Below are 24271 nucleotides of genomic sequence, written 5' to 3'. Positions count from 1 at the left end.
CCGTGGATGAGAAACTGAAAAACAACTTCTGGTATGCCGACTGGTCTTTCCCCATCTTCGTCGGCCTGCTCTCGGCCGGGGTCTTTGCCGGTACCCACATGTTCTACCTGTACGGGGTCGGCGCCTTCAACGAGGTGGCCTTCGTCGCCATGCTCAAGGCCGGGATGGACACCGGCGCCTACGGCGCGGTGGCGGCCTTCGGCGCCAGCTTCCTGTTCGCCCGCATCATCGAGGGCTCTCTGGTGGGGATCCTGGACATCGGCGGTGCCATCCAGACCGGGGTCGGCCTCGGCGTGCCCGCCCTGCTGCTGGGGGCCGGCATCATCTATCCGGTGGAGAACTTCCCCGCTTCGCTGGTGACCGGCATGGTGATTGGTCTGGCCATCGGCTATGTGATCATCCTGGCGCGCAAGTTCACCATCAACCAGAGCAACTCCACCTACGGGGCGGATGTGATGATGGGGGCTGGCAACAGCTCGGGCCGCTTCCTCGGCCCCCTCATCATCCTCTCCGCCATGGGCGCCTCCATCCCCATCGGCATCGGCTCCCTGCTGGGTGCGCTGCTGTTCTACGTGTGGGGCAAACCCATCACTGGTGGCGCCATCCTGGGGGCCATGCTGCTGGGTACCTTCTTCCCGGTTGCGCTTGCATAACCATCCGCCGCCCTGCGGGGCGGCACGCTAGAGGCCATCAGCATGTACGACATCATCATCAGAGCGGGGCGCCAGGGAGATGGCCAGCTCGTCGATATCGCCATCCAGCAGGGCAAAATCGCCGCCCTCGGCTCCCTGCCAGAGACGGCCATGGCGCAGCAGACCCTGGATCTCGGCGGCCGGGTGCATGTGAGCGCCGGCTGGATCGACGGCCACACCCACTGCTACCCCGCCTCCCCCCTCTATCACGATGAACCGGACAAGGTGGGCGTTGAGTCCGGCGTCACCACCGTCATCGACGCCGGCAGCACCGGGGCCGACGACGTGGATGACTTCCAGCGTCTCGCCGCCGGCTGCAAGACCCGGGTGCACGCCCTGCTCAACGTCTCTCGCATCGGCCTGCTGCGCCAGAACGAGCTGGCCGACAGCCGGGACCTCGATATGGATCTCGCCTCGGCGGCCATTGCCCGCCACCCCGGCTTCATCGTCGGCATCAAGGCGCGGATGAGCGGCAGCGTGGTGGGTGAGAACGGCCTGCAGCCGCTGCGCATGGCCAAGGCACTGCAACAGGCCCACGGTCGGCTGCCGCTGATGGTACACGTGGGCAACACGCCGCCGGATCTGGACGAGATCGTCGCCCTGCTGGGGGATGGCGATCTGCTGACCCACTGCTTCAACGGCAAGCCCAATCGCATCCTGACCCCGGCCGGCGAGCTGCGCCAGGCGGTGCGTGAGGCGATGCAGCGGGGTCTCTTGCTCGACATCGGCCACGGCGGCGCCAGCTTCAGCTTCGAGGTCGCGGAATTGGCCATTGCCCAGGGGATCCTGCCCCGCACCATCAGCTCCGACATCTACTGCAAGAACCGCATCAAGGGGCCTGTCTACAGCCTGGCCCACGTGATGTCGAAGTTTCTCACCATCGGCATGACCCTGGAGCAGGTACTGGCCTGCGTCACCCACCATGCCGCCGATGCCCTGCGCCTGTCCGGCAAGGGGCGACTCGAGGTGGGCGCCGATGCCGATCTGACCCTGTTCGAGGTGATGAACGGCCCCACCCTCTTTACCGATACCGAAGCCGGCGCCCGCAATGGCGACCAGCAGTTGCTGCCCCTCGCCGCCCTGGTCGGTGGCGAACTGGTTCTGACTCACTATGGGAAATCACACCATGCCTTCTGTGTATGAGAAATATCAGCTCAAACCGGTGATCAACGCCTCCGGGCGCATGACCATTCTCGGCGTCTCCACCCCCGAGCAGGAGGTGGTCGATGCGGTCAACTTCGGCCTTGGCCACTACTTCGAGGTGAAGGATCTGGTCAACAAGACCGGCGCCTACCTGGCCGGCTTGCTGGGTGTGGAAGATGCGGTGGTGGTCTCCTGCGCCAGCGCCGGCATCGCCCAGTCGGTGGCCGCCGTGATCGTGCGCGGCGACCCCTACCGCCTCGAGCAGTTGCATGCTCATGCCCACAATGTGCCGAGCGAAATCGTGCTGCCCAAGGGACACAACGTCAACTTCGGCGCCCCGGTCGGCACCATGGTCAACCTGGGGGGCGGCAAGGTGGTGGAGGCCGGCTACGCCAACGAGTGTTCTGCCGCCCAGCTGGCCGCCGCCATCAATGCCAATACCGCAGCCATCCTCTACATCAAGTCTCACCACTGCGTGCAAAAGAGCATTCTGTCGGTGGCCGAGGCAGCCGAGGTGGCCAAGGCCCACGGGCTCCCGCTCATCGTCGATGCGGCGGCCGAGGAGGATCTGCGTCTCTACTACAACCTGGGGGCCGACCTGGTCATCTACAGCGGCGCCAAGGCCATCGAAGGGCCCACCAGCGGGCTGGTACTCGGCAAGCGTCAGTACGTGGAGTGGGTCAAGCAGCAGGCCAACGGCATCGGCCGTGCCATGAAGGTGGGCAAGGAGGGGATCCTCGGCCTCACCCACGCCATCGAGCGCTACCTGGTCAAAGAGAAGGAGAGCGGCGCCGCCATGGTCGCCAAGATGACCCCCTTCATCGAGCGGCTCAACCAGCTGCCCGGCGTCAGCGCCAAGGTGGTGTGGGACAGCGCTGGGCGCGACATCGCCCGCACCGATATCGCCTTCGACCACCAGCAGATCGGCATGACCACAGTGCAGATCGTCGCCCGTCTGCAACAGGGTACGCCGGCCATCTACTGCCGCGGCTACAAGGCCAACGAGGGGCACATCGAGATCGACGTGCGCAGCGTCACCCTGCCCCAGCTCGACCAGATCCATGCCGCCATTGCCCACCTCGTTCAGGAGAACAACTGATGTCTCTTACCCCCAATTACTACCGCGATCGGGTCTGCCTCAACGTGCTGGCCGGCTCCCGACAGAATGCCGTCGACATTTATGAAGCCGCCGAGGGTCACGTGCTGGTCGGCGTGCTCTCCAAGAACTACCCGGATGTGCCCTCCGCAGTGGCCGACATGCAGGCCTACGCCAAGCTAATCGACAATGCCCTCTCCATCGGGCTGGGGGCCGGCGATCCGCGCCAGTCCGCCATGGTGGCCGAGCTGGCTCGCCAGCTGCAGCCCCAGCACGTCAACCAGGTGTTCACCGGGGTCGGCGCCAGCCGGGCGCTGCTCGGCCAATCGCAAACGCTGGTGAATGGGCTGATCTCCCCTACCGGTACGCCGGGCATGGTGAAGATCTCCACAGGCCCGCTCAGCGCCGGGCAGCCGGACGGGATTGTCCCCATCGATACCGCCATCGCCCTGCTCAAGGACATGGGTGGCAGCTCGGTCAAGTTCTTCCCCATGGGCGGGCTGACCTGCCGCGCCGAGTATCAGGCGGTGGCCGAGGCCTGTTCCCGCCACGGCTTCTGGCTGGAGCCCACCGGCGGCATCGATCTCGACAACTTCGAGGAGATAGTGCGAATTGCGCTGGATGCCGGGGTCGAGAAGATGATCCCCCACATCTACAGCTCCATCATCGACAGCGCAAGCGGTCAGACCCGTCCCGAGGACGTGCGGACCCTGCTGGCCACGGTGAAGCGGCTGCTGGCCTGACAGCCCTCAGGCACCGGTCCGATCACTGGCCGGTGCCTGGCTTGTCATTGACTCGCTTGTTAACATCGATTTTCTATTCCGCGACAGGAGTCCGATCCCCCCTCATGACCAAGCTGCCCCACCCCAGACTCCAGCAACTGCTCACCCTGCTCCACGCCGAACCGCTGCCGCAGGAGGAGCTGGCCCGCCGCCTCAACGTCTCCACCCGCACCGTGCGCACCGACGTGGCGACCCTCAACGAGATCATCGCCACCCGGGGCGCCCACCTGATCCACCAGCGCGGCAGCGGCTATCAGCTCAAGATCTACAATCAGGAGCTGTTCGAGGCGCTGCTGGTGGCCCAGGAGCAGGAGAGCGGATTGCCTCGCACCAGCCGCGAGCGGGTGCTGCACCTGCAGATCCTGCTATTGACGGCGGAGCAGGGCATCAAGCTCGACGAGCTGGCGGACACCTGGTATCTGAGCCGGGCGGCGCTGCAGGGGGACATGGCGGAGGTGCGGGATCGGCTCGCCCACTTCGACCTCGCCATCGACAGCAAACCCAGGCAGGGGATGCGGATCCAGGGGGGAGAGACGGCCATCCGCGCCTGCCTCACCCAGCTGCTCTATCAGGAGCTGCTGCACAGCAACCCGCTGCAGAGCCTGCTGCCCAACCTCTGTCCCAGCAAGACGCTGGAGGTAGTGGGCAATCACATCCACGAGCAGCTCGGCCACCACCAGCTGCGCCTGGCCGACGAGAGCCTGCAGCAGCTCGCCATCTACTGCGCCGTCGCCCTGCTGCGCCAGGCGGCAGGCCACGAGCTGCGCCAATTCACCGGCGAAGATCTCACGGCGCCGCTGCTGGCGGTCGCCCGCGACATCTATGGTGAGCTGCCGACCCTGACCCCGCCGGGGGAAGAGGAGATAGCCTGCCTCGCCATCCAGATCCAGGCCCGCCTCACCGCCGATGCCCCCCAGCTCAGCCCGGCCATGGCGGCCGAGAGCGAGCAGCTGGTGGAGCATCTGCTGGCCTACATCCACCAGCACTACCCCTATGACCTGCGCGGCGACCTGCAACTGCGGGCCGACCTGCAGACCCATATCAGTGCCATGCTGCTGCGGGTCAAATACCAGATTGGCAGCCACAATCCGCTGGCAGACCACATCAAGCAGTATTACCCCCTCGCCTACGACATCACGCTGGCGGCCATCTCGGAGTGGATCAAGCAGACCCCTTACCGGCTGACCCACCACGAGATAGGCTATCTAGTGATCCACATAGGGGTTGGACTGGAGCGTCACTACGACATCGGCTACACCCGCCGTCCCCAGGCGCTGCTGTTGTGCGATGCGGGCAACGCCACCTTCCGGGTGCTGGAGGCTCGCATCAAGCGGGAGTATCCCCAGCTGCAATTGACCACACTGGAGTCGGTGCGGGATTACGAAGGGCTGGTGCGAGTCGAGCAGGATTTCGTCATCAGCACCGTCAAGGTGAGCGACAAGAACGTGCCCGTGGTGCAGGTCGCACCCTTCCCCACCCAGTACCAGCTGGAGCAGCTCGGCAAGCTGGTGCTGGTCGATCGCACCCGCCCCTACCTGCTCGACAAGTACTTCGATGCCGACCACTTCATGGTGGTCAGCGAACCGCTCAGCCAGGAGGCGCTGTTTGATCGCATCTGCAGCCAGCTGGAGGCGGAGGGTCTGGTGGAGAGCGGCTTTCGGGGATCCTTGCAGGAGCGGGAGCGGATCGTCTCCACCCTGCTGGGGGACGGCATCGCCCTGCCCCACTCCCTCGGTCTGCTGGCACGCCGTACCCTGGTCTATACCGTGCTAGCCCCGCAGGGGATTGACTGGGGCAACGGCGAGAGCGCCACCCTCATCTTCGTGCTGGCCATCGCCAAGGCCGACTATGAGGAGGCGATGGGGCTCTACGACCTGTTCCTGGCGTTGATGAACGAAAAAGCCAGCAGAAATCTGCTGGCTTGTCGGGACTTTGCCGCCTTCAAGGCGCTGGCACGCAGCGCACCTTGAGCATGAAGGGGCCGGCTACTCCTCGTTGAAACCCGAGGTGAACAGCGCCACCACAGCGGCCAGGGCCTCCACTTCCTCGGGCCCCTCCACCTGGACTTCCACCTGCTTGCCCTGAGCGGAGTCCAGCATCAACAGGCCAATCACGCTGTCCGCGTCGGCCTCGACCCCCTCTTCGTTGCGCAGCAACACGTGGGCATCGAACCCCTGCACCAGCTCGAACAGCATCATGGCCGGTCTGGCATGCATGCCCAGTTTGTTTTTCACTTCCACCGAGGCTGAGACGGTCATCTGATCTTCCTATTGGTCCATCAAAATTGCGGCGCACTCTTGTCGAGGGTGCGGTGGCGGATCTGGACGTTCTTGCCCAGCAGGCGGAAGGCGCCGGCCAGCTGCTCGGCAATGAATACCGATCTGTGCTGACCACCGGTACAGCCAATCCCGACCGTCACATAGCTGCGATTGTTGCGCTCCAGGTGGGGCAACCAGGTCGCCAGCATGTTCTCAATCTGCAGGATGAACTGCATCACGTCGGGCTGGCTGGAGAGGTAGCGGGCTACAGGTTCATCCTTGCCGGTAAACGGCTTGAGCTCCGGGATCCAGTGCGGATTGGGCAGGAAGCGGGCGTCGAACACGAAGTCGGCATCCTTGGGAATGCCGTACTTGAAGCCGAACGACTCGAACACCAGCACCAGCTCGTTCTCCTTCTTGCCGAGCACCCGGGTCTTGATGAGCTCGCTCAGGTCGTGAATGCTGAGGTTGGTGGTGTCGATGCGCAGATCGGCCGTCGAGGAGAGCGGCGCCAGCAGGTGGGTCTCTTCCCGGATCGCCTCGTCGAGCGACAGCTTGTTGCGCGACAGGGGGTGCAGCCGGCGGCTCTCGCCGTAACGCTTGAGCAGGGTGGAGTTTTCCGCATCGAAGAAGAAGCTCGTGAACTCCACACGCCCCTCGTTGCGTACCTGAGCCAGCAGGGTTTCCAGCTTGTCGGAACTCGCCGGCAGGTTGCGCACGTCGATGCTGACCGCCAGCTTGTCATACTGGCTCTCGACCGACACGATCAACTGGGGCAGCAGGTTGACCGGCAGGTTATCCACGCAGTAATAACCGAGATCCTCCAGCACACGCAGGGCAACTGTCTTGCCCGAGCCGGAGCGCCCACTCACCACTATTAATTGCATCTTGTTCCCTCACCGCTTGGCGTCATTGCAAGGGCCTGCATCTCAGGCCGATGTCATGATCTGATAGAGTTCTTCATCGCTGGTTGCCTGGCGCAACTGGCGGCATACCGCCTTGTCACCCAGTTTGGATGCCATCAGGGAAAGGGTCTTGAGGTGCTGCTTGCACTCGCTTTCCGGCACCAGCAGGGCAAACAGCAGGTCAACCGGTTGATTGTCGATGGAATCGAAGGGGATAGGCTCTGCGAAGGTCATCAGGATCGCGGTCGGCGGAAACTCGTCGCCGATCCGGCCATGGGGAATGGCGATACCGGCACCGATCCCGGTACTGCCCATCTTTTCTCGCGCCAGCAGGCACTCGAAGAGTACCTGACGAGAGGTCCCCAGGCGCTCAGCGGCTAACTCGCTGATGATCTCCAGGGCGCGTTTCTTGCTGGTACAAGGGACCGCACTTTTGGTGCAGTCCCGACTCAGTATGTGTTCAAGTTGCATGGTTATTTTTGGTTTAACTTATCTTTGTGCTTGATGATCTGCCGATCCAGCTTGTCCAGCAGGGTATCAATCGCCGCATACATGTCGGCATGCTGCGAGTTGGCGAACACCTCACCCCCGCTGACATGCAGCTTGGCTTCGGCGATCTGGTTCAGTTTTTCTACGCTCAATACCACATGAACATTGTTGATGTGGTCAAAGTGACGCTCGAGTTTGGCAAATTTGTTGTTCACATAATCACGCAGAGCTTCGGTGATCTCGACATGGTGTCCGGTCAGGTTGATTTGCATAACGTCTTCCTTTTGTTTTGCCTAAACCAGGCGTTTGCGCTGATTGGATGGCGGGATCAACAAGGATTCACGGTACTTTGCGATCGTGCGTCTCGCCACCATAATACCCTGTTCGGCCAGCAAATCCGCGATCTTGCTATCACTTAGCGGTTTGGCGGGATTCTCCGCCGTGACCAGCTTCTTGATGAGCGCGCGAATTGCGGTCGATGAGCACTCTCCTCCTCCCTCGGTGTTCACATGGCTGGAGAAAAAAAACTTCAGTTCGAAGATGCCGCGCGGCGTGTGCATGTACTTCTGGGTGGTCACCCGCGAGATGGTCGACTCGTGCATCTCCACCGCTTCGGCGATGTCGTTGAGCACCATGGGTTTCATGGCCTCTTCACCGTATTCGAAGAAGCCCTGCTGCTGCTCGACGATGCAGCTGGCCACCTTGAGCAGGGTGTCGTTGCGGCTCTCCAGACTCTTGATGAACCACTTGGCTTCCTGCAGGTGGGAGCGGATGAATTGGGTATCCTGACTGGTGCGGGCCTGTCTGGCCATGGCGGCATAGGTTTCGTTGACCCGGATGCGCGGGGCCGAGTCAGGGTTGAGCTCGACCACCCACTTGTTGCCCTTCTTGACCACGGAAACATCCGGGATCACGTACTGGGATTCGCTCTGGATGACGCCGTTGCCGGGCCGCGGCTCCAGCTGCTGGATGAGATCCAGCACCTCCTTGAGGTCGTTCTCTCTCAGCTTGGTCTTGCGGGCCAGGGTGCGGTAATCGCGGTTGCCGAGCAGATCCATGTGCTCGAGGATCACCTCCCTGGCTTCGTTGAGCCAGGGCAAGTCAGGGGAGTACTGGCCCAGCTGGATCAGCAGGCACTCCTGCACCGAGCGGGCGGCGATGCCGACCGGATCGAAATGCTGCACCCGCTTGAGCACGGCCTCCACTTCATCGAGTTCCACCTCGACATCCTCGCTGCTCACCGCCGCCTGAATATCCTCAAGCGACACCGTCAGATAACCGGATTCGTCGATAGCATCTATGATGGCGAGGGCGATGGCGGCATCCACGTCGCTGAACGGGGTCAAGCGCATCTGCCACAACAGGTAGTCCTGCAGGTTCTCGGTGGTCTCACCCTGATAGATGCTGTCTTCCCCGTCATGGATGGGGCCTGCGCTCTGGGCCGTGCCGGCCGAGTAGACCTCTTCCCAGGTGGTATCCACCGGCAGTTCGTCCGGCATCTGGTCCTGGGCCATGGCATCGCTGGAATCGAGCTGGCTGACGTCCACCTGGTCGACCGGGCTGGTCTCCTGAACGTCGTTTTCCTCTTGCTCCAACAAGGGGTTGTTGTCGAGCGCTTGCTGAATTTCCTGCTGGAGTTCCAGAGTGGAGAGCTGGAGCAGACGAATCGCTTGTTGTAATTGCGGCGTCATGGTCAGGGACTGACCGAGACGCAACTGTAATGTCGGCTTCATCTACGTCGGGATATCCTTATGGTCAGCGAGGCAGTCGTCACAGGAAATGAAGAGATGCCCCCTTACTATAGACTGAATTGATCGCCCAAATAGACGCGCTTGACCTGCTCATCGGCGAGTATTTCCGCCGGTGCACCTTCGGCAATCATCTTGCCGTGGCTGACGATATAGGCCTTCTCACATACGTCCAGAGTCTCTCTGACGTTGTGGTCGGTGATCAAGACGCCCAGGCCTCTATCTTTGAGGTGCTGGATGATCTTCTTGATGTCTATCACAGAAATGGGGTCTACCCCGGCAAAAGGTTCATCCAGCAGGATAAAACGCGGCTCCGCCGCCAGCGCACGGGCAATCTCGACCCGGCGTCGCTCACCGCCCGACAGGCTCTGACCCAGGCTGTCGCGGATATGGGTGATGTTGAACTCTTCCAGCAGTTGCTGGACCTTGTCCTCCCGCTCCTCGCGGCTCAATCCCTTGCGGGTCTGCATGACCCCCATCAGGTTGTCGAACACCGACAGACGCCGGAAGATGGAAGCCTCCTGCGGCAAATAGCCGATACCGTTACGAGCGCGGATATGCATGGGTTGCAGGCTGATGTCCTGATCATCGATGGTGATGAGACCGGCATCGCTCTGCACCAGCCCCACGATCATGTAGAAGGAGGTGGTCTTGCCGGCACCGTTCGGGCCGAGCAGGCCGACGATCTGACCGGTGCCCACTTCCAGACTCACATCGCTGACCACCATACGGCGCTTGTAGCTCTTCTGCAGGCCGGCTGCTTTCAACACTGCCATGGCTTATTTTCCCTGCTTCTTCTGATCGGCCGGCTTGTCGAAACTCTCGACCTGATCCGGCAGGAACACCGTCTTGACCCGCTGGTTCGGGGTCTTGCTCTCGGCAACCATCTTCTGTTTGACGATGTCGTAGCGAATGAGATCGCCATTGACCTGGCTGTCTTCCTGCTTGAGCTGACCATCGCCGGTAATGGTCACCAGCCGGTTCTTCAGCTCATAGCGGATGCTGTTGCCGTGGGCATTGACCGGCTTGCCGTTGTCCAGGATCTGGAAGAAGGTGGCTGGCTTGCCATAGGCCGTCATCACCTCGGCCCCCTTCTCGCCGGAGCGGATCACCACCACCTTGTCGGCCTTGATCTTGATGGAACCCTGGGTGATGGTCACATCCTGCTCGAAGGTGATGCGATTGTCCTGCAGCTCGGCCACTTGCTTGACCGCGTCCACATAGACCTTCTCGGCAAAGTCGGACTCTTTGGCGCTCACGGTGCCGCACAGCAGCAGGGCCGCGAGGGCCAGATTAGCGTTTTTCATTGAAATAGATGGCATGGCCCTGATCCAGTAATTCGAAATATTTGCGTTCCAGATGACCCTTCAGGCCAACGCCCTCGGTCTGGAAGTCCTTACCCACTATGCTGACCTGCTGATTGCTTCTCACGTTCTGGGTCACCAGATCCAGCTCCAGATAGGGGGTATCCAGCGTGGAGATGAAGGAGGTGGGTAGCAGACCATCCAGATGCACCTTGTCCCGCAGGATCACGTTGTCATCAGTGTTGAGCACCCCGGTCTCGGCGGTGACCCTCCACTCGGCTTCACCCTGCTTGTCGAACATGTAGACCACCGGCTTGTCGAAGGTGGCCTGTTCCAGGATCTGGTAATACTCCGCGTAGCGGGACTCCAGTAGCTCAGTGCGCAACCCCTCGGCATTGAAGCGGGTCGTCACCAGATTCTTGGCGGTGAAGTCCGGCTGATAATTTTCCACCTTGGTGGTCGGCTCCGGCGCCAGCTCGATATCGCCGAGCTGCCAGGCCGCCAGCGCCACCAGAAACAGCAGGGCGAACAACAGGGTCTGTCTGCTCATACCGAGGCCTCTGGCTGATAATCACCCAGCCCCTGGGCCTGCAGGATGAGATCGCACACCTCGCGCACCGCCCCCACACCGCCGGCCAGCCGGGTCACCATGTCGGCGCGCGCTAGCACCAGCGGATGGGCGTCGGCCACGGCAATGCCGAGGCCGCAGGCCTGCATCACCGGCAGATCGATGGTGTCATCTCCCATATAGGCTGCTTGCGATGCATCCAGTCCCAGCTTGGCCAGCAGCGCCTCGAAGTGGGGCAGCTTCTGATCCGCCCCCTGCACCAGGTGCTGCACCCCCAGGCTCTTCATCCGATCGCTGACGATGCGGGAGTTGCGCCCGGTGATGATGGCAATCTCGATGCCGGCATTGAGCAGTGCCCGCATGCCGGCGCCGTCGCGGGTACAGAAGGTTTTCAGCTCTTCGCCGTCATTTCCCATGTAGATGAGGCCGTTGGAGAGCACCCCGTCCACATCGCACACCAGCAGGCGGATTTGCGCCGCCTGATCAAACTGGCTGCGCGTCACCGGACCATAGAGGGTCGGTACGTTTTGCATCAAATTACTCCGGCTTTCAGCAGATCGTGCATGTTGAAGGCCCCCAGCGGGCGCTTGTCGCCATCCACGACCAGTAATCCGTTGATCTTTCTGGTTTCCATCAGCTTGACGGCCTCGGCCGCCATCATCTCTGGTCCAACGGTAACACAGTTCACCGTCATGACGCGGCTGATCGGGGTGTGATGGATATCCACCTGCAGATCCAGAATGCGGCGCAGGTCGCCATCGGTGAACAGGCCGGCCAGCACGCCGTTGCCATCAACCACCGCCGTCATGCCGAGTCCCTTGCGGCTCACTTCCAGCAGTGCCTGGCTGATGGTGGCATCTATCCCCACCTGGGGCAACAGCTCGCCGCTGTGCATCAGATCGCCGACTCGCAGCAGCAAGCGCTTGCCGAGTGACCCGCCCGGGTGAGAGAGTGCAAAATCGTCGGCGGTAAAACCGCGGGCTTCCAGCAGGGCCACCGCCAGCGCATCGCCCATCACCAGGGTCGCGGTGGTGCTGGAGGTCGGCGCCAGCCCCAGCGGGCAGGCTTCCTTCTCCACCTTGATGCACAGGTGCACGTTGGCTTCTTTTGCCATGGTGGAGGCCGGGTTGCCGGTCATGCAGATGAGCGGAATGCCGCGGCGCTTGAGTACTGGCAGCAGGGCCAGGATCTCGTCGCTCTCACCGGAGTTGGAGATGGCGATAATGAGATCACCGCCGGAGATCATCCCCAGATCGCCGTGGCTGGCTTCACCCGGATGGAGGAAGAAGGCGGGCGTGCCGGTGCTGGCCAGGGTCGCCGCTATCTTGCTTCCGACATGACCTGACTTGCCCATGCCGGTGACCACTATCTTGCCACTACAGCGCAGTATCATCTCGCACGCCTGATCGAAGGCATCGTTCAGGTACTGGTAGAGTCCATCAATTGCTTGTTTCTCAATGTCCAGCACGGTACGGGCGCTGCGACGAAAATCGAACAGTTCAGACACTTTTTCAGACTTTACAGACATAAAGGCACAGCTCCGGGCTGAAATTTGCTGCGGGATTATAAAAAAGTCTGTCGAGATAAGCGAATCGGATACTTCTTGGGCGTAAAAGAGAGACAATTGGTTACAAAAAACTGTCGCGCGTCTGGATGGGCAGACTGTTCAATAGTTGTTCCTTGCTGTTGCTTAGACCTAGACTAGCCCATAAAATTCGCTCTTCATTTACACCGGATGGACAATTGTTTGAACGATGACCTGATCACCATCTCCGACCTGACCTTCAGTCACGGAGATCGGCTGTTATACGACGGGATAAACCTGACCATTCCCCGTGGCAAGGTCACTGCGGTCATGGGCCCCAGCGGCATCGGCAAGACCACCTTGCTGCGGTTGATCGGCGGCCAGCTCAAGCCCGAGTCCGGTCATATCCTGTTTGACGGGGAAGATATCTCCACCCTCTCCCGCTCGCGCCTGTACGAAGTGCGCAAGCGGATGAGCATGCTGTTCCAGAGCGGCGCCCTGTTTACAGGCATGACGGTGTACGACAACGTGGCCTTCCCGCTGCGCGAGCACTCCGGCCTGCCAGAAGAGCTGATCCACACCATCGTCATGATGAAGCTGCAAGCGGTGGGCCTGCGCGGCGCGGCAAAGCTGATGCCCTCCGAGCTCTCCGGCGGTATGGCCAGACGCGCAGCGCTGGCCCGCTCCATCGCGCTGGATCCGGACCTCATCATGTATGACGAGCCGTTCGTCGGCCAGGATCCCATCACCATGGCGGTGCTGGTGAAGCTCATCAAGGATATGAACGATGCCCTCGGTATCACCTCCGTCATCGTCACCCACGACGTGAAGGAGGTGCTGAGCATCGCCGACTACGCCTATATCATCGCCAACCGCAAGGTTGTGGCGCACGGCACGCCGGCCCAGCTGCGCGAGGAGCACAATCCCGAGGTCGAGCAGTTCCTGAAGGGACTGCCCGACGGTCCTGTTCCGTTTCATTTTCCGGCAGGCGAGCTGCTACAGGATCTCTGATGTTGACAAGCCAGGTAAGCAAACTGGGGCGAAGCGGGGTGCGGTTCATCAGCGCCATCGGCCGCGCCACCATCATGTTGTTTCACGCGTTGGCGGGCAAACCCGCGCCGCGCAAGCACTTTCCGCTGTTGGTACAGCAGCTCTATGTGGTCGGGGTGCAGTCAGTCGCCATCATTCTGGTGTCGGGCCTGTTCATCGGCATGGTGCTCTCGCTGCAGGGCTACAACGTCCTGAAGGACTTTGGCGCCGAGCAGAGCCTGGGCCCGCTGGTCTCCCTCTCCCTGCTGCGGGAGCTGGGCCCGGTGGTGACCGCCCTGCTGTTTGCCGGTCGTGCGGGCTCCGCCCTCACCGCCGAGATCGGTCTGATGAAGGCCACCGAGCAGCTTTCGAGCCTCGAGATGATGGCGGTGGATCCGCTGCGTCGGGTGGTGGCACCGCGCTTCTGGGCCGGGGTCATCAGCATGCCGCTGCTGGCCTTCATGTTCAGCCTGATCGGCATCTTTGGCGGCAAGCTGGTCGGGGTGGACTGGCTGGGGGTCGATGAGGGGGGCTTCTGGTCCGCCATGCAGGCCTCCGTCGACTGGCAGGATGACATCATGCAGGGCGCCATCAAGAGCCTGATCTTCGCCCTGGTGGTCACCTGGATTGCGCTCTTTAACGGTTATGATGCCAAGCCGACCTCGGCCGGGATCAGTCAGGCCACGACCCGTACCGTGGTCCACTCCTCCCTGGCCGTGCTCGGCCTGGATTTTATACTCACCGCAGTCATGTTTGGATAAGGTAAAGATGAAGTTCAGCAAAGTAGAATTCCTGGTTGGCACCTTCATGCTGGCCGGCATCGGTGCCATTCTGGCATTGGCACTGCAAGTGGCCGGTTTGAGTTTCAAACCGGAAGGAGAAACCTATACCCTGCGCGCCCATTTCGATAATATCGGCGGCCTGAAAGTACGCTCTCCGGTCAAGGTGGGCGGCGTGGTGGTCGGTCGGGTCAGCGACATCAGCCTGGACGCCAAGAGCCAGGTTCCGGTCGTCTCCCTGCAGATGCAGAAGAGCGCCGGCGAGTTCTCCGAGACCAGCACCCTCTCCATCCTGACCTCAGGCCTGCTGGGTGAGCAGTACATCGGCCTGGTACCCGGTTTTACCGATGAGGAGATGGGCACCAGCATGCTCAAGGATGGCGACATGATTGAAGACACCAAATCCGCCATTGTGCTGGAAGACCTGATTGGCAAATTCCTCTACAGCCAGTCTTCCGACACCAAGTCAGACAGCAAGTAAGGAGTAACCATGTTCAAGAAGATCGCCCTGTTGCTGGGCCTGATGACCAGCATGCTGTTTTCCCTGACCGCGCAAGCCACCGACGCCACCGACCCCTACGCCCTGGTGGATCAGGCTGCCAAGCAGACCTTCGCTCGCCTGAAATCCGATCAGGCTCAGGTGAAGAGCAACCCGGATCACCTGCGGGTGATCATCCGCGAAGAGCTGCTGCCCTACGTGGACAACCGCTTCGCCGCCTACAAGGTGCTCGGCAACCAGATCAAGCAGACCACCCCGGCCCAGCGTGACGCCTTCGTCGAGGTGTTCACCGAGTACATGGTGAGCTCCTACGCCGACGCCCTGGCCCATTTCGACAAGCAGACCGTCAAGGTCGAGCCGGGCAAGGCCGCCGGTGACAGCAACATCACCGCCGTCAACGTCAGCGTGAAAGAGGCCGGCAAGCCGGACATCTTCCTCGAGTTCAAGCTGCGCAAGAACAACAAGACCGGCGAATGGAAAGCCTTCGACATGGTCGCCGAGGGGATCAGCCTGCTCTCTGCCAAACAGAACGAGCTGGGTGGCCTCATTCGCCAGAACGGCATCGATGCGGTGATCGCCCAGCTGCGCGCCCACAATGCCAAGCCGTTGGTGCTCAAGTCATGAGACTGAGCGGCGAGCTGCAGGCGGCTCAGGTGATTGAGCTGTGGCAACGGCGGGCTGACTGGTGGCAGGAAGACCAGATCGAGCTCGGCGACGTGACCACGCTGGATTCCGCCGGGCTGGCCCTGCTGGTCAAATGGGCCAAAGCCGCTCTGGCACGAGGCACCACACCGCAACTGGTGGGCGCCTCCGCTGATTTCTATACCCTGGCCAACCTCTACGGAGTGGCCGGATTGTTTCAATCAACCCCGCTCACAACTGAGGACGCATAATGCAAGTCTCTGAAATTGAAGCGATACTCCTCGAGGCTCTGCCATTGTCCGAAGTCCATGTCAAAGGGGATGGCAGTCACTACCAAGTGATCGCCGTCGGTGACATGTTTGACGGCATGAGCCGGGTCAAGAAGCAGCAGGCCATCTATGCCCCGCTGATGGACAAGATCGCCAGCAACGCCATTCACGCACTCTCCATCAAGGCCTTTACCGATGCCGAGTGGAAACGCGAACGTAAATTTCTACTGCCCTCCTGATTTGGTATCAAACGTAAATGGACAAATTCAAGATCGATGGTCGTTGTACTCTCAACGGCGAAGTGACCATCTCTGGCGCCAAGAACGCCGCTCTGCCGATCCTGTTCGCCACCCTGCTGTGTGACGAGGAGATCCACCTCTCCAACGTGCCGCGTCTGAAAGACGTGGGGACCACCATCAAGCTGCTGGAGATGCTGGGCGCCACCACCAAGGTGAACGGCAACGTGACCGTGCTGACCGGCGCCGTGAACAACCACGTCGCCCCCTACGAGCTGGTGAAGACCATGCGCGCCTCCATCCTGGCGCTGGGCCCGCTGGCCGCCCGTTTTGGCGCGGCTGACGTCTCCCTGCCCGGCGGCTGCGCCATCGGTGCCCGTCCGGTCAACCTGCACGTGCACGGTCTGGAGCTGATGGGCGCCAAGATCGTCATCGAGGAGGGTTACATCAAGGCCCGCGTCGACGGTCGCCTGAAGGGTGCCCACATCCTGATGGACATGGTCTCCGTCACCGGTACCGAAAACCTGATGATGGCCGCCACCCTGGCTGACGGCCGTACCGTGATCGAAAACGCCGCGCGCGAGCCGGAAGTGGTCGATCTGGCCAACTTCCTCAACGCGCTGGGCGCCAAGATCCAGGGCGCTGGCACCGACACCCTGATCATCGACGGTGTCGAGCGTCTGCACGGTGGCAGTTACAGCGTCCAGCCCGACCGTATCGAAACCGGTACCTTCCTGGTAGGCGCAGCGGTCACCGGCGGCAAGATCACCTGCCGCAAGACCGATCCGACCCTGCTGGAAGCGGTACTGGTCAAGCTGGAAGAGGCTGGCGCCCTGATTGAGAAGGGTGAAGACTGGATCACCCTCGACATGACCGGTCGCACCCTCAAGCCGGTCACCATCAAGACCGCTCCCTACCCGGCCTTCCCGACCGACATGCAGGCCCAGTTCACCGTGCTGAACGCGGTAGCCAAGGGCACCGGTATGGTCACCGAGACCATCTTCGAGAACCGCTTCATGCACGTACCCGAGCTGGTACGGATGGGCGCCGACATCGAACTGCAGGGCAATGTGGCCATCTGCCGCGACACCGAGCAGCTCAAGGGTGCCCAGGTGATGGCAACCGACCTGCGCGCCTCCGCCAGTCTGGTGCTGGCCGGTTTCGTGGCCGAAGGCTCTACCATAGTCGATCGCATCTACCACATCGACCGTGGTTACGAAGACATCGAGCAGAAGCTGCAAGGCCTCGGCGGCCGCATCGAGCGCATCAAGGGCTGATTGCTGCCCCTGAGCAAAGCCGATACAAAAAGGCCCCTCGCTGTGCGAGGGGCCTTTTTCATGGCTGCAATCCGCTGATGCCGGGATCAGTGGCCGGCCAGCTTCATATTCTCGACCAGCACAGAGCCGGTCTTGAGGCTGGAGCGCTCATCTTCGTCGCTGCCCACCGCCACTATGTGGCTGAACATCTCGGCCAGGTTGCCGGCGATGGTGATCTCTTCGACCGGATAGGCTATCTCGCCATTCTCCACCCAGAAACCGGCGGCGCCGCGGGAGTAGTCGCCATTGACGATGTTTACCCCCTGCCCCATCAACTCGGTCACCAGCAGGCCGGTGCCTATCTCCTTGAGCATGCCATTGAAATCCTGACCTGTGCTGGAGACCTGCCAGTTGTGGATGCCGCCGGCGTGGCCTGTGCTGGTCAGCCCCAGCTTGCGGGCGGAGTAGGAGGTAAGCAGCCAGCTCATCAGCTCGCCATTGCGCACTATGTCCATGTCGCGGGTAAGCACCCCTTCCCCATCGAACGGGGTACTGGCGAGCCCCCCCAGCAGGTGGGGGAACTCCTGGATGGTGAGCCATTCGGGCAGGATCTGCTTGCCCAGCTTGTCCAGCAGGAAGCTCGACTTGCGGTAGAGGTTGCCGCCGCTGATGGCCATCACCAGATGACCCCAGAGCCCGGCCGCCGTATCGGGATGGAACAGCACGGGAGCGTGGCGAGTGCTGATCTTGCGGGCCCCCAGACGAGAGAGGGTGCGCTCCACCGCCTCATCGGCAATGCGCTGCGGGCTCCAGAGCCCCTCCAGGGTACGGCTGGAGGAGTAGCCGTAGTCGCGCTGCATGTCGCCGTCCTGCTCGCCGATCAGCACGCAGCTCAGGGAGTTGCGCGAGGCGGCATAGCCTTTGACGAAGCCATGACTGTTGCCATAGACCTTGATGCCGAGGTGGCTGGAGAAACCAGCGCCGTCGGAGTGTTTGATACGGGCATCGCGCCCCAGCGCCAACCGCTCGCACTCGGTGGCCAGCTCGATGCCATATTGGGGATCCAGCGCGACCGGGTGGCACAGCTGCAGATCCGGGGCGTTCCAGGCCAGCAGATCTGCATCTGCCAGACCGGCGCACTCGTCAGGGGAGGTATGGCGCGCAATCTCCATGGCCGCTTCCACGGCGGCGCGAATGGCCGACGGGCTCAGATCCGTGGTGGACGAGGATCCCTTGCAGCCATCGCGATAGACGGCGATGCCGAGCGCGCCATCCTTGTTGAATTCGATGCTTTCCAGTTCACAACCGCGGGTGTTGACCGACAGCCCGGTCTGTTTGCTGATGGAGACTTCGGCCAGCGAGGCGCCCAGTCCCTTGGCGATATCCAGGGCCTCGGCAACCACGGCCTCGAGATGGGCTTGATCCTGGCGGATTTGGTCTTGCTGATCCATAACTCACATCTGTATGAAGGAAGGAAAGGGGCTAAGCATATCAGACCCCTGCGCCCAGCGGGAGAAGCTGGTAACATATCCGCCAAACGTGAATGACAGGAATCAAGAGACCGATGAGTCAATATCAAGACGACAACGAGTGGGAAGACTGGGGCCCCAGCAAGAGCCAGCTCAAGCGTGATGCCGAGGCGCTGCAGAAAATGGGGGAAGAGATCGTCTCCCTCAGCCACAGCGAACTGGAGAAGATCCCGCTGGATGAGGAGCTGGCCGAAGCGGTCGAGCTGGGCCGCAAGCTCAAGCCGAAGAAGGACGAGTCTTTCCGCCGCCACCTGCAGTTCATCGGCCGGTTGATGCGCAGCCGCGATGTGGAGCCCATCGTCGAGGCGCTCTCCATCATCAAGAATCGCCACTCCACCGTCAACGCCCGCCTGCACCGGCTGGAACAGTGGCGCGAGCGGCTGATCAACGAAGGCGACAGCGCCCTCAACGAGCTGATGTCCCAGTTCCACGAGCTGGACCGCCAGAAGCTGCGCCAGCTGATCCGCACCGCCAACAAGGAGCGGGAGCTGAACAAGCCGCCGGTGGCCTATCGCGAAATGTACCAGTATCTGCGCGGCGAGATCGAAGATCTGCTGTAAGTGATGACTCACGTTCGCCGACAGGTGGCGGTCAACACAAAATGAAACGGGGCCTATACGGCCCCGTTTTTCATGGCGTGACGCGTCAGTTACCCGCTACGCACTGGGTGTGGGTTTCCGGTTGCAGATAGGGCATCAGCAGCGGCGCCATCCCCTTGAGCACCTGTACCGGCAGGGCCGAGGTGAAGCGGAACTTGTCGGACTGGCTGCCGGGCACATAGGCCGTCAGGGTGCCGAAGTGATCATCCCCGATGTAGAAGACGAAGGTCGCGGTCCGGTTGCGGGCCAGCGAGCTGGTCACGTTGCCGTAGCGGCCCACCGTCTCGATCCGGTTGTCACCGGTCCCCGTCTTGCCCCCCATCTGCAGCACTGTGCCGTCCGGCAGGGCAAAGGCACCGGCAATGCGCCTGGCGGTGCCACCTTCCACCACCTTCGACAACGCGTTGCGCAGGGCGGTGGCCACCTCTACCGGCAATACCCGGGTCCCCTCGGTCTGCGCCGGCGTGAACTCTGTCTCGAACGGCGTGCCCTTGGCAAACGAGAGGTGCTCGATGCGCAGGGTCGGCGCGCGGATGCCGCCATTCTGGATGATCCCCATCAGCTCGGCCAACGCAGCAGGGCGGTCGCCTGAGCTGCCCAGCGCGGTTGCCAGCGACGGTACCAGGTGATCGAACGGATAGCCCAGTCTGGCCCAGCGCTGATGGATATCGAGGAAGGCCTCGACCTCCAGCATGGTGCGGATCCGGCTGTCCCGGGCGCTGCGGTGACGGGTCTTGAACAGCCAGCTGTAGACCTCTTGACGCTCGTCCCGGCTCGCCTCGACGGCATCGGCGAAGGTCGCCTTGTCAAACTCCTTGAGATAGGAGAGCAACCACAGCTCCAGCGGGTGTACCCGGGCGATATAGCCCTGATCCGGCAGCGAATACTTGCCGGGGCCATAGCTGGTGTAGAGCTGTTCGATGCGCCTCTCGCTCAGCTTCTCCCGAGGCAGACGCTTGGCCAGGAAGGCCGCGAAGGTCTCCTGCGAGGCATCCGGCATCAGGTAGCGGTGCACGGCTGCAAGGCGCACGGCGCTGGGCTTGAGGCCATCCAGGAAGGTGTCGAGCTGCTCCTCCGGAGTCTTGCCACGGTATTTACGCCAGAAGCGCAGCAGATAGGTCTGCCCCTCCTTGTCTGCAAACTTGGCCAGATATTCGGTGCGGCGCGGATCCTTGTCATCCTTGAGCAACTGGGCGCGGTTGCCCTCCCGATAGAGGCTGTAGCGAACGATGTCGCGCATCAAGCGTACGAACGGCAGGTTGATGGACTCGCGCAGGGCGTCGCGAATGGCCGGAATACGGCCGTTGTCTTCGCGCCGGAAGTTGTTGAAGGTGTGCATGCCGCCACCGGTGAAGAACCCTTCGTTCGGGCTGGCGGAATACTTACGATCCAGCGCAGCCTCCAGCATCAGGGGCAGGCTCTTGTCCTTGGCAGTCATCAGGTAAGAGACGGCCCAGCGGCTGATGTTGTCCTGATCCGACACCTCTATCTTGCGCAGGCTCTCGGCCGACATGCCGGCATAACTGTCGTGCAGCTCGGAGACGATCTCCAGATAAGTGGTCAGCACCCGCAGCTTGGCGGTAGAGCCCAGCTCCAGCTTGCTGCCCTCGTTGATGTCAAACGGCTGATCCGTGTTGTCGGTCTGCACCCGCACCTTGAAGCCCTGAGGCGATTTCTCGAACAGGGTGAAGCTGTACTTCACATCCCCCGTCTTCTCCGGCGAGAGCAGGCGCTCACCAAACAGGCCGACCTGAGCGGCAAACGTCGGATCAGCCAACTGTTGCAGGTAATGGGAAACCTCGTTTTGCAGCGGCATGTTGAGGCTGGTATCGGCCGTCAGATCGAGCCGGTCCAGATCGTAGAGCTGCACCCCGAGCTGACGGCTGAGACGGGTACGGGCAACCTGCAACCCCTTGTTGTTGTTGACCTTGGTCACCGCGGGGGACTGCAGGAAATCACGGAAGGTGATCTTGGCCTTCAGCGCAGCCTCCATCAGCGGCGGGGTGATCATCCCTTCCTGCACGAACAGGCGCAGATAGCTGTCGGTCAGAGTGGCCAGTGCCTCTCGTCCCTGAGCCAGGTAATAGGATGGGCGGCGATGGGCAATCATCAACGAGACTACCTGACGCAGCGCCAGCCCCTGCTCCGCCAGCGAGGCATCCTGGTTGCGAGCGGGATCCAGCAGCCGGTTCACCTCGTCAACATTGGCACCGAACCAGACCCAGAGGCCATCACCCAGACCGTGCACCTCGCCATAACCGGGGGCCGCCGAGAGTGGCACCGAGTTGAGGTAGGCCCAGGCAACCAGCTTGCGTGCCTCCAGGGTCTCCGGCCCAAGCCGGTAAGCCCGCACGCTGGCGGACGCCATTTGGCGGATCTTCTCGGTGGGGGAGAGCGTCAGGCCATCCGGCGAGTGGCGGTACTTCTCGACCTGGGTCGCCAGGGTACTGCCGCCGGCCGACTGATCCTGCATATCCAGCGCCTTGCCCACCTGGGACATGGCCGCCTTGGCAAAACGGGGCCAGTCCACGGCCGGGTTGGCCAGCGGATGCTCATTGCTGAGCAGATCGCGGTTCTCGATGAACAGCAGCGACTGGATCACCAGCGGCGGGATGGAGGCAAAGTCCGGATAATAGTGGGTCGGATACTTGAACTGATAGAAGGGTTCCGCCCGGCAATCATGCAGGGTCAGACCGGCCTGAACCTTCTCGGTATAGGGGACGAAGAAGCCGCGGCTGGCGTAGTCATACAAGGCATCGGAGAAATGCACCTGCTCGCTGACCTGATAGCCACGCTGCAGCAGACGCTCCTGCATCATGGGCAGCAGCACATAACCCAGCCGCTTGTCGAAGGGGCCATCCTCGGGGAAGGCAATCTGCTTGCTGAGACCGGGCTCGACCTGATAGGTCAGCTTGGCGGCATAGCGGGAGATCTCCTGCGACTGCAGGCGCGACGTCTGCATCTCATAGCCCACCATAGCAATCACGGCGGCCAGGCACAGCAAAAAGAGAAAGCAGAACAGCCAGCGCCACCAGGGACGACGCTTGCGCTTGTACTTCCCGTCCGCGCTTGGGACAGATGAATCCTGATATGCCACTTTGTTCAAATCCGTCTGTTCTGATGCGCCCATATCAGCCCCACCATGGTTGCGCAATTTATTGTGTTTCACTCAAGCTTAGTCGTTTCAAGTCAATGGCTTGAAATCTATTGACCGCTTTGTAGTGATGGTAACAGGGCGATCATGAAAAGGGGAGCCGATTGTTGCAGAGCGGCGAGAGATCCGAGCTGATGGCAGAAAGCAAAACACCGGCCATGGGCCGGTGTTTTGGGAGAATAATGAGCGAGCTTACTTGCTGGAGCTCATCGCCTTGAGCTTGGAGCTCAGGTCTTTACGCTCCTTGGAGAGCTCGGCGTTTTTGATGATGTGATCATCAACGCGCTCTTCATAGTCGGCGCGCATGTTGGCGATGATGGCCTGAACCTCATCGATGCTCATGCCAGGCTTGATGTAATCGCTCAGGTTGTCGAGCAGCAGCACCCGCTTCTGGTTGTCACGGATCTTCTTCTCATTGTCTGCAATTTCACGCTTGAGCTTGTTCTGACGACGGGACATACGCACATATTCCAGTACATCGCTGAAGGTGGACTTGTTTACTTGTTCCATATCGATACCACTGACGTAAGGTTGATAAAAGCAGGCCAAGTTGCATCCGTACCAGAGAAACGAGCATGAGAGAGTACGGGCCAACCCAAGATGCCCTTTACTCTACCGAGTTATGAAGCAGATACAACCCTAATTGCAGCTCTGACGCCGGGTTTCGGCAGAGGAGAGCCGAGTGGGGAATAAGGTGTGAGACAGGCACTGCTCATGCATCGAAGAACAGCAGTCAAACATGAATCAAGCTGAATTTCAGGCAATAAAAAAGCCCGCTCAGATGAGCGGGCTTCTTCAATTGGGTTCCTGGCAGTGTCCTACTCTCGCATGGCGAATGCCACACTACCATCGGCGCTACAGCGTTTCACTTCTGAGTTCGGCATGGGGTCAGGTGGTTCCACTGCGCTATTGCCGCCAGGCAAAAATCTTCAATCTGAAAAAGCTGATTTAGTTATTCGTTCTCGGTATCTGCTACAAGCCTTAGAACACTTCTTGGGTGTTGTATGGTTAAGCCTCACGGGTAATTAGTACGGGTTAGCTCAATGCATCGCTGCACTTACACACCCCGCCTATCAACGTTGTGGTCTCCAACGGCCCTTTAGGACCCTCAAGGGGTCAGGGATGACTCATCTCAGGGCTCGCTTCCCGCTTAGATGCTTTCAGCGGTTATCGATTCCGAACTTAGCTACCGGGCAGTGCCACTGGCGTGACAACCCGAACACCAGAGGTTCGTTCACTCCGGTCCTCTCGTACTAGGAGCAACTCCCTTCAATCATCCAACGCCCACGGCAGATAGGGACCGAACTGTCTCACGACGTTCTGAACCCAGCTCGCGTACCACTTTAAATGGCGAACAGCCATACCCTTGGGACCGACTTCAGCCCCAGGATGTGATGAGCCGACATCGAGGTGCCAAACACCGCCGTCGATATGAACTCTTGGGCGGTATCAGCCTGTTATCCCCGGAGTACCTTTTATCCGTTGAGCGATGGCCCTTCCATTCAGAACCACCGGATCACTATGACCTACTTTCGTACCTGCTCGACCTGTCCGTCTCGCAGTTAAGCTGGCTTATGCCATTGCACTAACCTCCTGATGTCCGACCAGGATTAGCCAACCTTCGTGCTCCTCCGTTACTCTTTGGGAGGAGACCGCCCCAGTCAAACTACCCACCAGGCACTGTCCGCGAGCCCGATTCAGGGCCCTGCGTTAGAACATCAAACATACAAGGGTGGTATTTCAAGGACGGCTCCAGCGCAACTGGCGTC

Annotated in this window: 26 protein-coding genes and 2 rRNA genes (1 of these 28 running past the window's edge); 13 read left to right on the top strand and 15 right to left on the bottom strand. The window is 61.1% G+C overall.

Annotated elements, in window-relative coordinates; translation table 11 throughout:
• The first annotated feature begins 2 nt into the window (after positions 1-2).
• The 5 genes from I6L38_RS21430 to I6L38_RS21410 all read left to right on the top strand — a co-directional run bounded on the left by I6L38_RS21430 (position 3) and on the right by I6L38_RS21410 (position 5683).
• Complete coding sequence (locus tag I6L38_RS21430; protein ID WP_017766404.1) at positions 3-653, top strand: DUF4310 family protein; 651 nt, start codon at positions 3-5, stop codon at positions 651-653.
• Between the two features lie 42 nt (positions 654-695).
• Complete coding sequence (locus I6L38_RS21425; protein ID WP_201889600.1) at positions 696-1835, top strand: amidohydrolase/deacetylase family metallohydrolase; 1140 nt, start codon at positions 696-698, stop codon at positions 1833-1835.
• Positions 1819-2934: a DgaE family pyridoxal phosphate-dependent ammonia lyase gene (locus I6L38_RS21420; RefSeq protein WP_201889599.1), complete on the top strand. Its 1116-nt coding sequence runs from the start codon at positions 1819-1821 to the stop codon at positions 2932-2934. Before I6L38_RS21425 ends, I6L38_RS21420 begins: the two co-directional genes overlap by 17 nt.
• On the top strand, positions 2934-3674 hold the full coding sequence (locus I6L38_RS21415; protein ID WP_201889598.1) for a KDGP aldolase family protein: 741 nt from the start codon (positions 2934-2936) through the stop codon (positions 3672-3674). The genes I6L38_RS21420 and I6L38_RS21415 overlap by 1 nt, the downstream gene beginning before the upstream one ends.
• Before the next feature lie 104 nt (positions 3675-3778).
• Positions 3779-5683, top strand: a complete 1905-nt coding sequence (locus I6L38_RS21410; protein ID WP_201889597.1) for a transcription antiterminator — start codon at positions 3779-3781, stop codon at positions 5681-5683.
• Positions 5684-5698: 15 nt separating this feature from the next.
• Here I6L38_RS21410 and npr read toward each other — a convergent pair whose 3' ends face one another.
• From npr to I6L38_RS21360, 10 genes are all read right to left on the bottom strand, one after another.
• Complete coding sequence (npr, locus tag I6L38_RS21405; protein ID WP_005305943.1) at positions 5699-5971, bottom strand: PTS phosphocarrier protein NPr; 273 nt, start codon at positions 5969-5971, stop codon at positions 5699-5701.
• A 20-nt stretch (positions 5972-5991) separates the two neighbouring features.
• On the bottom strand, positions 5992-6858 hold the full coding sequence (gene rapZ / locus I6L38_RS21400; protein ID WP_005305946.1) for an RNase adapter RapZ: 867 nt from the start codon (positions 6856-6858) through the stop codon (positions 5992-5994).
• A gap of 42 nt (positions 6859-6900) precedes the next feature.
• The gene (gene ptsN / locus I6L38_RS21395; RefSeq protein ID WP_005305951.1) at positions 6901-7347 is read right to left on the bottom strand and encodes a PTS IIA-like nitrogen regulatory protein PtsN; all 447 of its coding nucleotides are present in this window, start codon (positions 7345-7347) and stop codon (positions 6901-6903) included.
• A gap of 2 nt (positions 7348-7349) precedes the next feature.
• A complete protein-coding gene (gene hpf, locus I6L38_RS21390; RefSeq protein ID WP_005305957.1) occupies positions 7350-7637 on the bottom strand; it encodes a ribosome hibernation promoting factor in 288 nt (95 codons plus the stop codon).
• A gap of 21 nt (positions 7638-7658) precedes the next feature.
• Positions 7659-9098, bottom strand: a complete 1440-nt coding sequence (locus I6L38_RS21385) for an RNA polymerase factor sigma-54 (protein ID WP_017784940.1) — start codon at positions 9096-9098, stop codon at positions 7659-7661.
• Positions 9099-9163: 65 nt separating this feature from the next.
• Complete coding sequence (gene lptB / locus I6L38_RS21380; RefSeq protein WP_005305964.1) at positions 9164-9889, bottom strand: LPS export ABC transporter ATP-binding protein; 726 nt, start codon at positions 9887-9889, stop codon at positions 9164-9166.
• A gap of 3 nt (positions 9890-9892) precedes the next feature.
• Positions 9893-10420: a lipopolysaccharide transport periplasmic protein LptA gene (lptA, locus tag I6L38_RS21375; RefSeq protein WP_010635928.1), complete on the bottom strand. Its 528-nt coding sequence runs from the start codon at positions 10418-10420 to the stop codon at positions 9893-9895.
• Entirely contained in the window at positions 10407-10967 is a 561-nt protein-coding gene (gene lptC / locus I6L38_RS21370) for an LPS export ABC transporter periplasmic protein LptC (protein WP_216988913.1), read from the bottom strand. The genes lptA and lptC overlap by 14 nt, the downstream gene beginning before the upstream one ends.
• Positions 10964-11518, bottom strand: coding sequence for a 3-deoxy-manno-octulosonate-8-phosphatase KdsC (gene kdsC, locus I6L38_RS21365; protein ID WP_017766397.1), 555 nt, complete (start codon positions 11516-11518; stop codon positions 10964-10966). Before kdsC ends, lptC begins: the two co-directional genes overlap by 4 nt.
• Positions 11518-12513 carry a KpsF/GutQ family sugar-phosphate isomerase gene (locus tag I6L38_RS21360; protein WP_005305976.1) on the bottom strand — a complete coding sequence of 332 codons (996 nt, stop codon included), beginning with the start codon at positions 12511-12513 and terminating at the stop codon, positions 11518-11520. Before I6L38_RS21360 ends, kdsC begins: the two co-directional genes overlap by 1 nt.
• 207 nt (positions 12514-12720) lie before the next feature.
• Here I6L38_RS21360 and mlaF point away from each other — a divergent pair, with 207 nt between their 5' ends.
• The 7 genes from mlaF to murA are packed head-to-tail and all read left to right on the top strand — an operon-like array spanning position 12721 to position 17241.
• On the top strand, positions 12721-13521 hold the full coding sequence (gene mlaF, locus I6L38_RS21355; RefSeq protein ID WP_216988912.1) for a phospholipid ABC transporter ATP-binding protein MlaF: 801 nt from the start codon (positions 12721-12723) through the stop codon (positions 13519-13521).
• A complete protein-coding gene (mlaE, locus tag I6L38_RS21350) occupies positions 13521-14300 on the top strand; it encodes a lipid asymmetry maintenance ABC transporter permease subunit MlaE (RefSeq protein ID WP_005305981.1) in 780 nt (259 codons plus the stop codon). The genes mlaF and mlaE overlap by 1 nt, the downstream gene beginning before the upstream one ends.
• Positions 14301-14307: 7 nt before the next feature.
• Complete coding sequence (gene mlaD / locus I6L38_RS21345) at positions 14308-14799, top strand: outer membrane lipid asymmetry maintenance protein MlaD (RefSeq protein ID WP_005305985.1); 492 nt, start codon at positions 14308-14310, stop codon at positions 14797-14799.
• Between the two features lie 9 nt (positions 14800-14808).
• On the top strand, positions 14809-15441 hold the full coding sequence (gene mlaC, locus I6L38_RS21340) for a phospholipid-binding protein MlaC (protein WP_005305988.1): 633 nt from the start codon (positions 14809-14811) through the stop codon (positions 15439-15441).
• Positions 15438-15710 (top strand): lipid asymmetry maintenance protein MlaB, encoded by a 273-nt coding sequence (locus I6L38_RS21335; protein ID WP_216988911.1) that lies wholly within the window; start codon positions 15438-15440, stop codon positions 15708-15710. The genes mlaC and I6L38_RS21335 overlap by 4 nt, the downstream gene beginning before the upstream one ends.
• Entirely contained in the window at positions 15710-15967 is a 258-nt protein-coding gene (gene ibaG, locus I6L38_RS21330; protein WP_005306001.1) for a BolA family iron metabolism protein IbaG, read from the top strand. Before I6L38_RS21335 ends, ibaG begins: the two co-directional genes overlap by 1 nt.
• 17 nt (positions 15968-15984) lie before the next feature.
• Positions 15985-17241, top strand: coding sequence for a UDP-N-acetylglucosamine 1-carboxyvinyltransferase (gene murA, locus I6L38_RS21325; protein ID WP_010635923.1), 1257 nt, complete (start codon positions 15985-15987; stop codon positions 17239-17241).
• An 86-nt stretch (positions 17242-17327) separates the two neighbouring features.
• On the opposite strand, the gene pmbA is transcribed toward murA, so the two are convergent.
• Positions 17328-18671: a metalloprotease PmbA gene (gene pmbA, locus I6L38_RS21320; RefSeq protein WP_201889594.1), complete on the bottom strand. Its 1344-nt coding sequence runs from the start codon at positions 18669-18671 to the stop codon at positions 17328-17330.
• Between the two features lie 113 nt (positions 18672-18784).
• On the opposite strand from pmbA, the gene yjgA reads away from it, so the two are divergent.
• Complete coding sequence (gene yjgA / locus I6L38_RS21315) at positions 18785-19309, top strand: ribosome biogenesis factor YjgA (RefSeq protein ID WP_010635921.1); 525 nt, start codon at positions 18785-18787, stop codon at positions 19307-19309.
• An 85-nt stretch (positions 19310-19394) separates the two neighbouring features.
• Here the strand turns inward: yjgA and I6L38_RS21310 are convergent, their stop codons facing one another.
• From I6L38_RS21310 to I6L38_RS21295, 4 genes are all read right to left on the bottom strand, one after another.
• The gene (locus I6L38_RS21310; protein WP_216988910.1) at positions 19395-22478 is read right to left on the bottom strand and encodes a transglycosylase domain-containing protein; all 3084 of its coding nucleotides are present in this window, start codon (positions 22476-22478) and stop codon (positions 19395-19397) included.
• A gap of 216 nt (positions 22479-22694) precedes the next feature.
• Complete coding sequence (tmaR, locus tag I6L38_RS21305) at positions 22695-23012, bottom strand: PTS system regulator TmaR (protein WP_005306016.1); 318 nt, start codon at positions 23010-23012, stop codon at positions 22695-22697.
• A gap of 295 nt (positions 23013-23307) precedes the next feature.
• A 5S ribosomal RNA gene (rrf, locus tag I6L38_RS21300) occupies positions 23308-23422 on the bottom strand.
• 84 nt (positions 23423-23506) lie between these two features.
• Positions 23507-24271 (bottom strand): 23S ribosomal RNA (locus tag I6L38_RS21295); it runs 2124 nt beyond the window's last position.

Origin of the sequence: Aeromonas sp. FDAARGOS 1408 (assembly GCF_019048665.1) — a bacterium.
Classification (GTDB): domain Bacteria; phylum Pseudomonadota; class Gammaproteobacteria; order Enterobacterales; family Aeromonadaceae; genus Aeromonas; species Aeromonas dhakensis.
The sequence above is the reverse complement of the archived record's forward strand: the minus strand, read 5'-3'. Positions and strand labels throughout refer to the sequence as shown.